The sequence below is a fragment of the Cryobacterium sp. TMT2-15-1 genome (genome assembly GCF_004402345.1).
GTDB classification, from domain to species: Bacteria; Actinomycetota; Actinomycetes; order Actinomycetales; family Microbacteriaceae; genus Cryobacterium; species Cryobacterium sandaracinum.
The window spans coordinates 68350-75656 of sequence record NZ_SOGD01000034.1 but is presented as its reverse complement, the minus strand read 5'-3'; the positions used below and the strand labels follow the sequence as shown (position 1 = coordinate 75656).

Here is a 7307-nt window from a genome sequence, read left to right as displayed (position 1 = left end):
GCCCGCGAGCCCGCCGCCCGCGAGCCCGCCGCCCGCGAGCCCCCCGGCCCCGAGCGCCGCGAGCGCCATCTCCTCGAGCAGCGGCCGCACCTTGCCGCTCGGCGACGCCGGCAGCGTGTGCGGGGTCGAGTTCAGTAGTCCGAACGTCGCCTGGGCACGGATGCGCAGCAGCTGCGCATCAACCTCGGGGTGCACCTGCCCGAGCACGCGCACCCACAGCTCCACGTAGGTGCGTTGCAGGGCGCGCACCTGGTGCCGGTCTGGGGCGGCGAGGCTGTCCAGGTCCCGGTCCTGCACACGGATGACGTTCGGATGCGAGAGGGCGAAGTCCGTGTGGAAGCGCACCAGCGCGTGGAGTGCGCCCGCGGCATCCGGAACGCCGGCGACCACGGCCTGCCCGCCCGCCACCAGCGTCTCGCTGACCTCCACCAGCAGCGCGGCCAGCACGGCCGGCTTACCGCTGAAGTGCCGGTAGACGGCCGGCCCGCTCACGCCGACGGCCGCGCCGAGGTCCTCGATCGAGACCCCGTTGTAGCCCGACCGGGCGAACAGCGTGGCGGCGGCCCCGAGCAGGGCCTGCCGCCGGTCGGCCTTGGCCTGGCTCCGAGCCGTCGGCGAGGACGGGAGGACTCCCATTCGATGCTCCGTTCACGCGGAAACTCTGGACAACTCAGTTAGGAACCGCTAACCTGATTTTCGGTTAGTGCACGCTAACTGTACCGGCTGAACACTCAAGCGGGAAAGCGGGAAGTCGTCGATGGAGACACTCGCGAGTCTGATCGACTCGACCAGTCCGGCCTTCGACGCGAACGCCAGCGCCCACCGCGAGCTCGTCGCCGATCTGCGCCGCCGCCTCGCCGTCGTCGCCCTCGGCGGTCCCGAGGCTTCCCGCCAGCGCCACCTTGCCCGTGGCAAACTGCTGCCGCGCGAACGCATCGACCGGCTGCTGGATGCCGGCAGCCCCTTCCTCGAGATCGCACCCCTGGCCGCCACCGGCCTCTACGGCGACGACAGCCCCGGTGCCGGCCTGATCGCCGGGATCGGGCTGATCCACGGCCGCCACGTGCTCGTCATCTCCAACGACGCCACCGTCAAGGGCGGAACCTACTATCCGATGACGGTCAAGAAGCACCTCCGGGCGCAGGAGATCGCATTCGAGAACCGGCTCCCGTGCGTCTACCTGGTCGATTCGGGCGGGGCCTTCCTGCCGCTGCAGGACGAGGTCTTCCCCGACCGTGACCACTTCGGCCGCATCTTCTACAACCAGGCCCGGATGTCGGCGGCCAAGATCCCGCAGATCGCCGCCGTGCTGGGATCCTGCACCGCGGGCGGCGCCTACGTGCCGGCGATGAGCGACGAAACCGTGATCGTACGGAATCAGGGAACCATCTTCCTCGGCGGCCCGCCGCTGGTGAAGGCGGCGATCGGCGAAATCGTCACGGCCGAGGAGCTCGGCGGCGGTGACCTTCATGCCCGCACCTCCGGGGTGACCGACCACCTCGCCGAGGACGACGAGCACGCACTCCAGATCGTGCGGGACATCGTGCGCTACCTGCCCGCGCCTCCGCCGCCGGCCTGGCCGAGGATGCCGGCCGTCGACCCCGTCGCCGACCCGGCCGAGCTCTACGGCGCGGTGCCGACCGACCCGCAGGGCCGCTACGACGTGCACGAGGTGATCATGCGGCTGGTTGACGGCAGCGAGTTCCATGAGTTCAAGAAGGAGTACGGTACGACCCTGGTCACCGGCTTCGCGCATCTGCATGGCCATCCGGTCGGCATCATCGCCAACAACGGTGTGCTGTTCTCCGAATCCGCCCTCAAAGGTGCACACTTCATCGAGCTGTGCGACCAGCGCGGCATCCCGCTGCTGTTCCTGCAGAACATCTCCGGTTTTATGGTCGGCCGCGACTATGAGGCCGGCGGCATCGCCAAGAACGGCGCGAAAATGGTCACCGCCGTCGCCACCGCGCGCGTGCCCAAGCTCACGGTCGTGATCGGCGGGTCGTTCGGCGCCGGCAACTATTCGATGTGCGGCCGCGCCTACTCGCCCCGCTTCCTCTGGATGTGGCCGAACAGCCGCATCTCCGTGATGGGCGGCCCGCAGGCCGCATCCGTTCTCGTCACCGTCAAACGCGAGCAGCGGGAGAAGGCCGGCCTGCCCTGGTCGACGGATGCCGCGGAGGAGGTCACCGCGCCCGTCACCGCCCAGTACGAGCGGCAGGGCAGCCCCTACTATTCGACCGCCCGGCTCTGGGACGACGGGGTGATCGACCCGGCCGACACCCGCACCGTGCTGGGCCTGGCCCTCGACGTTGTTTCCGGGCCACCCCTGCCCGACACCGCCTTCGGCCTCTTCCGGATGTGAGGCGCATCATGACACCGAACGCACCGACACCGAACGCACCGACACCGTCCTCGACACCCTTCGAGACCGTGCTGGTCGCCAACCGCGGCGAGATCGCCTGCCGCATCATCCGCACCCTGCGCACGATGGGCATCCGTTCGGTGGCCGTCTACAGCGATGCCGACCGTGATGCGCTGCACGTGAGTCTCGCGGATGCCGCGGTGCGCCTCGGCCCGGCCGCGCCTCAGGCGAGCTACCTGAACATCGACGCGATCCTGGCGGCCGCGGCGGCCACCGGCGCCGACGCCGTGCATCCCGGCTACGGATTCCTCAGTGAGAACGAGGCCTTCGCCCGCGCCTGCGCCTCCGCCGGCCTCGTCTTCGTCGGACCGGGTCTGAACGCCCTTGCCGTGATGGGCGACAAGATCCGCGGCAAGAACCATGTCGCCGACAGCGGTGTGCCCGTCATTCCCGGGTTCTCCCGGCCCGGCCAGACCGACGAGCAGCTCATCGCCGCCGCGGAGGAGGTGGGCTACCCGCTCCTGATCAAACCGTCCGCGGGCGGCGGCGGCAAGGGGATGCTGCGGGTCGACGCCGCGGGCGAGCTCGCCGCCGCGCTCGTCACGGCCCGGCGCGTGGCGCAGGGTGCGTTCGGCGACGACACCCTGCTGCTCGAGCGCTTCATCGATCAGCCCCGGCACATCGAGGTGCAGGTGCTCGCCGACGCCTCGGGCGCCGTGATCCACCTCGGTGAGCGCGAGTGCTCCCTGCAGCGCCGCCACCAGAAGGTGATCGAGGAGGCTCCCTCTCCGCTGCTCGACCCGGCCACGCGGGCACGCATCGGCGAGGCAGCCTGCCAGGCCGCCCGGAGCGTCGGCTACACCGGCGCCGGCACGGTGGAGTTCCTGGTCTCCGATGCGGCCCCGGACCAGTTCTTCTTCATGGAGATGAACACCCGGCTGCAGGTGGAGCACCCGGTGACCGAGCTGGTCACCGGCCTCGATCTGGTCGAGTGGCAGCTGCGAATCGCCGCGGGGGAACCGCTGCCGCTCACCCAGGCGGAGGTGGTGCTCACCGGGCACGCGATCGAGGCGCGCCTCTACGCCGAGAACCCGGCGCGTGGTTTTCTCCCCAGCCAGGGCACCGTGCGCAGCCTGTCCGAACCGGTCGGCGCGGGCATCCGGGTCGACAGCTCGCTGCGTCCGGGCCTGCCGATCTCGGGGGTCTACGACCCGATGCTCGCCAAGGTGATCGCCTGGGGTGCTGACCGCGCCGAGGCCCTCTCCCGCCTCGACCGGGCGCTCGCCGACACCGTGGTGCTCGGGGTGCACACCAACGTGGAGTTCCTCCGGTTGCTGCTGCACAACCCCGACGTGCGCGCCGGCCGCCTCGACACCGGCCTGATCGAGCGCAGCCTGCCCGGTCTCGGACTCCGGGGGATGCCCGGGCAACCGCTGCCCGACCACCTGCCGGCCGCCGCGGCCCTGTTCCTGCACGCGCGCGCCACCGCCACCACGACGAGCGCCACCGCCGGCCTGTGGGCACAGCCGAGCGGCTGGCGGCTCGGTCCGGCCCGGCCGGTGCACTACAGCCTGCGGGTCAGCGCCACCGAAACCGTCGACGTTGCCGTGCTGAACGGTCCGGACGGCCTGAGCGTGGCCATCGACGAACGGACGCCCGTTCCCGGCCGACTCGCGCCCGTCACCGGCCGCGCCGACACCTTCGTCTGTGAACTGGGCGACCGCCTTGAGGTGCTGCAGCTTGTGGCCGACGGTCCGCGCCTCTGGCTCGGCCAGAGCGGTTTCGGCACCGAGCTGGTGCACCGCTCCCGGGCCGAGCAGCTCGCCGACCGCCTCGCCGGCCTCGACCGGGCCGGAGGAGAGGCCGGGGCGGCCCGGCCGGAGGTGCGCTCGCCGATGCCCGGGACAGTGGTTGCCGTGCACCTCGCCACGGGCGACCTGATCGTCGCCGGCCAGCGCATCCTCACCGTGGAGGCCATGAAAATGGAGCACCATCTGCTGGCCGAGACGGATGGCCGGCTCACCATCGGCGTGCGCCCGGGTGACCTCGTGCGCCTCGACCAGATCGTCGCCACAGTCACCGCCGCCACCGCCGCCGCCACCGCCGCCGCCACCGTGACCACCGGGACGGAAGCCACACCACCAGCCACGCCAGTCAAGGGAGACCCAACGTGAAACAGGAACTGACCGAGCAGCAGCAGCAGCTCAGCGACACCGTGCGCGACTTCGCCGACACGGTCGTGGCGCCGGCCGCCTACGAGTACGACACCAAGCGCAGCCTGCCCTACGACATCATCGCCCAGATGGGGGAGCTGGGACTGTTCGGCCTGCCGTTCCCGAAGGAGTACGGCGGCCAGGGCCAGGACTACTTCGCGCTCTGCCTCGCCGTCGAGCAGCTCGCCCGGGTCGACCAGTCCATCGCCGTCACCCTCGAGGCCGGCGTGGGGCTCGGCATCATGCCGGTCTACCGGCGTGGCACCGAGGAGCAGAAGCAGGAGTGGGTGCCGCTGCTGACCAGTGGGCGCGCGCTCGCCGCATTCGGGCTGACCGAGGCCGATGCCGGCTCCGACGCCGCCGGCACCAGAACCACGGCCGAGCTCACCGGCGGCGAATGGGTCATCAACGGCACGAAGCAGTTCATCACCAACTCCGGCTCCGAAATCACCCGGCTGGTCACCGTGACAGCCGTCACCGGCGAGTCCCAGCGCCCCGACGGCTCGGTCAAGAAGGAGCTCACGGCCATCCTGGTGCCCACCCCGACGCCCGGGTTCACGGCGCTGCCGGCCTACGACAAGGTGGGCTGGCACACCTCCGACACGCATCCGCTGCTCTTCGACAACGTGCGCGTGCCAGAGGCCAACCTGCTTGGCGAACGCGGACGCGGCTTCGCCAACTTCGTGCAGACCCTCGACGAGGGGCGGATCGCCTTCGCCGCGCTGTGCACGGGCGCGGCGCAGGGCTGCCTCGAGGAGGCCATCCGTTACGCCAACGAGCGCAACGTGTTCGGCCGGTCGATCGGCTCCAACCAGCACATCGCGTTCAAGATCGCACGGATGCAGGCGCGCGTGCACACGGCCCGCCTCGCCTACTACGACGCGGCCATGAAAATGGTGCACGGACACCCCTTCAAAATGGAGGCCTCGATTGCCAAAATGGTGGGAAGCGAAGCCGCCATGGACAACGCTCGCGACGCGACCCAGATCTTTGGCGGATACGGGTTCCTGAACGAGAACCCGGTGGCGAGGCACTACCGCGACTCGAAGGTGCTCGAGCTCGGTGAAGGCACTACCGAGGTTCAGCTGATGGTCATCTCGCGGGCGCTTGGGTTCACCGGTTAGGCGGGAGGAAAATGAACGACGAACGACGCACGATCGAGCAGCGCGGACTGTATTACGAGGAATTCGACCTCGAGGCCCGCTACCGGCACAGCCCCGGTCGCACGGTGACCGAGGCCGACAACGTGCTCTTCAGCACGCTGACCATGAACTCGCAGGCACTGCACCTCGACGCGGCGTGGGCGGCCACCCAGCCGTTCGGGCAGCGCCTGGTCAACTCGATGTTCACGTTGGCGACGCTGGTGGGCAGTTCGGTCGCGCAGCTGACGCAGGGCACGATCGTGGCGAACCTCGGCTTCGGGGAGGTGACGTTCCCGCATCCGCTCTTCCACGGCGACACCCTCTACTCCGACACGATCGTCACCGCCCGCCGGCTGTCGGCGTCCCGGCCGGGCCAGGGGCTGGTCACGCTCCGGCACACCGGTCGGAACCAGAAGGGCGACGTGGTGGCCACGGCCGAGCGCACGGTGCTGGTCTGGTGCCGGGAGGCCGTCCAATGAGCTTCGACCTTGGACCCGCGCTGCTGTTCTGCCCGGCCGACCGCCCCGACCGGTATCGCAAGGCGGCGGAGCGGGCGGATGCCGTGATCCTCGACCTGGAGGATGCGCTCCTGCCCGGCAACCGGGCACGCGCTCGCGGCCTGCTGGTCAGCCATCCGCTCGACCCCGAACGCACCGTCGTGCGCGTCAACCCGGCCGACACGCCCGACTTTCAGCTTGACCTCGCCGCCCTCGACGACACCCTGTACCGCTACGTGATGCTGCCGAAGACCGTGAGCGCCACCCACCTCGCCGCTCTGGCCCGGTTCGAGGTGATCGCACTCTGCGAGACCGCCGCGGGGGTGCTCGCCGCCCCCTCGATTGCGGCCGAGCCCAATGTGGTGGCGCTGATGTGGGGCGCCGACGACCTGGTGGCCTCGCTCGGTGGCAGCTCGAGCCGGTTCCCCGACGGCAGCTACCGCGCCATCGCCCGCCACGCTCGGTCCGCTGTGCTCCTGGCGGCCGGGGCCAACGACAAGGCGGCCGTGGACGGCGTGTTCCTGGCCATCCCCGACCTCGAGGGTCTGCAGGCCGAGGTGGTGGATGCGGTCGCGAGCGGATTTCGCGCCACCGCCTGCATCCACCCCAGCCAGGTGCCCGTCATCCGGGCCGCCTACCGGCCCACGCCTGCCGAGGTCACGGCGGCGTGGCAGATCCTGGAGGCGGCCGCGGGAGAGGGGGGCGTGTTCGCCTACCAGGGGCGCATGATCGACGCACCCCTGCTGCGCCACGCCGAGGCCGTGCTGCGGCGGGCGGCGGCCGTTCCGCCGGAACCGGGATTTCCGACGGGACCGGCTCCGGCCGACTCGGTGGAGCACTAGCTGCCTCTGGCACAGCGCGGGGCGGAGCGACCGCTGATTGCCCGAACCGCGTAAGCCCTGCGGCATACCCGAGGCGCCGTGTGGCTTAATCAGGAGATACGTCTGGCCACGCCGGGCATCCGCGCCTATTCCGCACTGGTCCGGGGCGGCAGGTTCAGCCGGGCGACGGATGTCCTGAGTTGACCACACGCGCGAGCTCGGCCGGGGCCGACCCACCCCGGGGGAGCCGGGGGCTCCAACCGGCTCGG

At 70.7% G+C, this 7307-nt stretch carries 6 protein-coding genes; 5 read left to right on the top strand and 1 reads right to left on the bottom strand.

The window, feature by feature from the left end:
- Positions 1 to 636: TetR/AcrR family transcriptional regulator (locus tag E3O62_RS09650; protein ID WP_134398349.1), on the bottom strand; the 636-nt coding region annotated here is incomplete at its 3' end.
- Between the two features lie 121 nt (positions 637 to 757).
- On the opposite strand from E3O62_RS09650, the gene E3O62_RS09645 reads away from it, so the two are divergent.
- Genes E3O62_RS09645 through E3O62_RS09625 form a run of 5 tightly spaced genes read left to right on the top strand, consistent with a single transcriptional unit; the run spans position 758 to position 7059 of the window.
- Positions 758 to 2365 (top strand): carboxyl transferase domain-containing protein, encoded by a 1608-nt coding sequence (locus tag E3O62_RS09645; protein WP_134398348.1) that lies wholly within the window; start codon positions 758 to 760, stop codon positions 2363 to 2365.
- Between the two features lie 8 nt (positions 2366 to 2373).
- Positions 2374 to 4539, top strand: coding sequence for a biotin carboxylase N-terminal domain-containing protein (locus tag E3O62_RS09640; protein WP_134398347.1), 2166 nt, complete (start codon positions 2374 to 2376; stop codon positions 4537 to 4539).
- A complete protein-coding gene (locus E3O62_RS09635; RefSeq protein WP_134394668.1) occupies positions 4536 to 5702 on the top strand; it encodes an acyl-CoA dehydrogenase family protein in 1167 nt (388 codons plus the stop codon). Before E3O62_RS09640 ends, E3O62_RS09635 begins: the two co-directional genes overlap by 4 nt.
- Before the next feature lie 11 nt (positions 5703 to 5713).
- Positions 5714 to 6199: a MaoC family dehydratase gene (locus tag E3O62_RS09630; protein WP_134394666.1), complete on the top strand. Its 486-nt coding sequence runs from the start codon at positions 5714 to 5716 to the stop codon at positions 6197 to 6199.
- The gene (locus E3O62_RS09625; RefSeq protein WP_134394664.1) at positions 6196 to 7059 is read left to right on the top strand and encodes a CoA ester lyase; all 864 of its coding nucleotides are present in this window, start codon (positions 6196 to 6198) and stop codon (positions 7057 to 7059) included. The genes E3O62_RS09630 and E3O62_RS09625 overlap by 4 nt, the downstream gene beginning before the upstream one ends.
- The last annotated feature ends 248 nt before the right edge of the window (positions 7060 to 7307 follow it).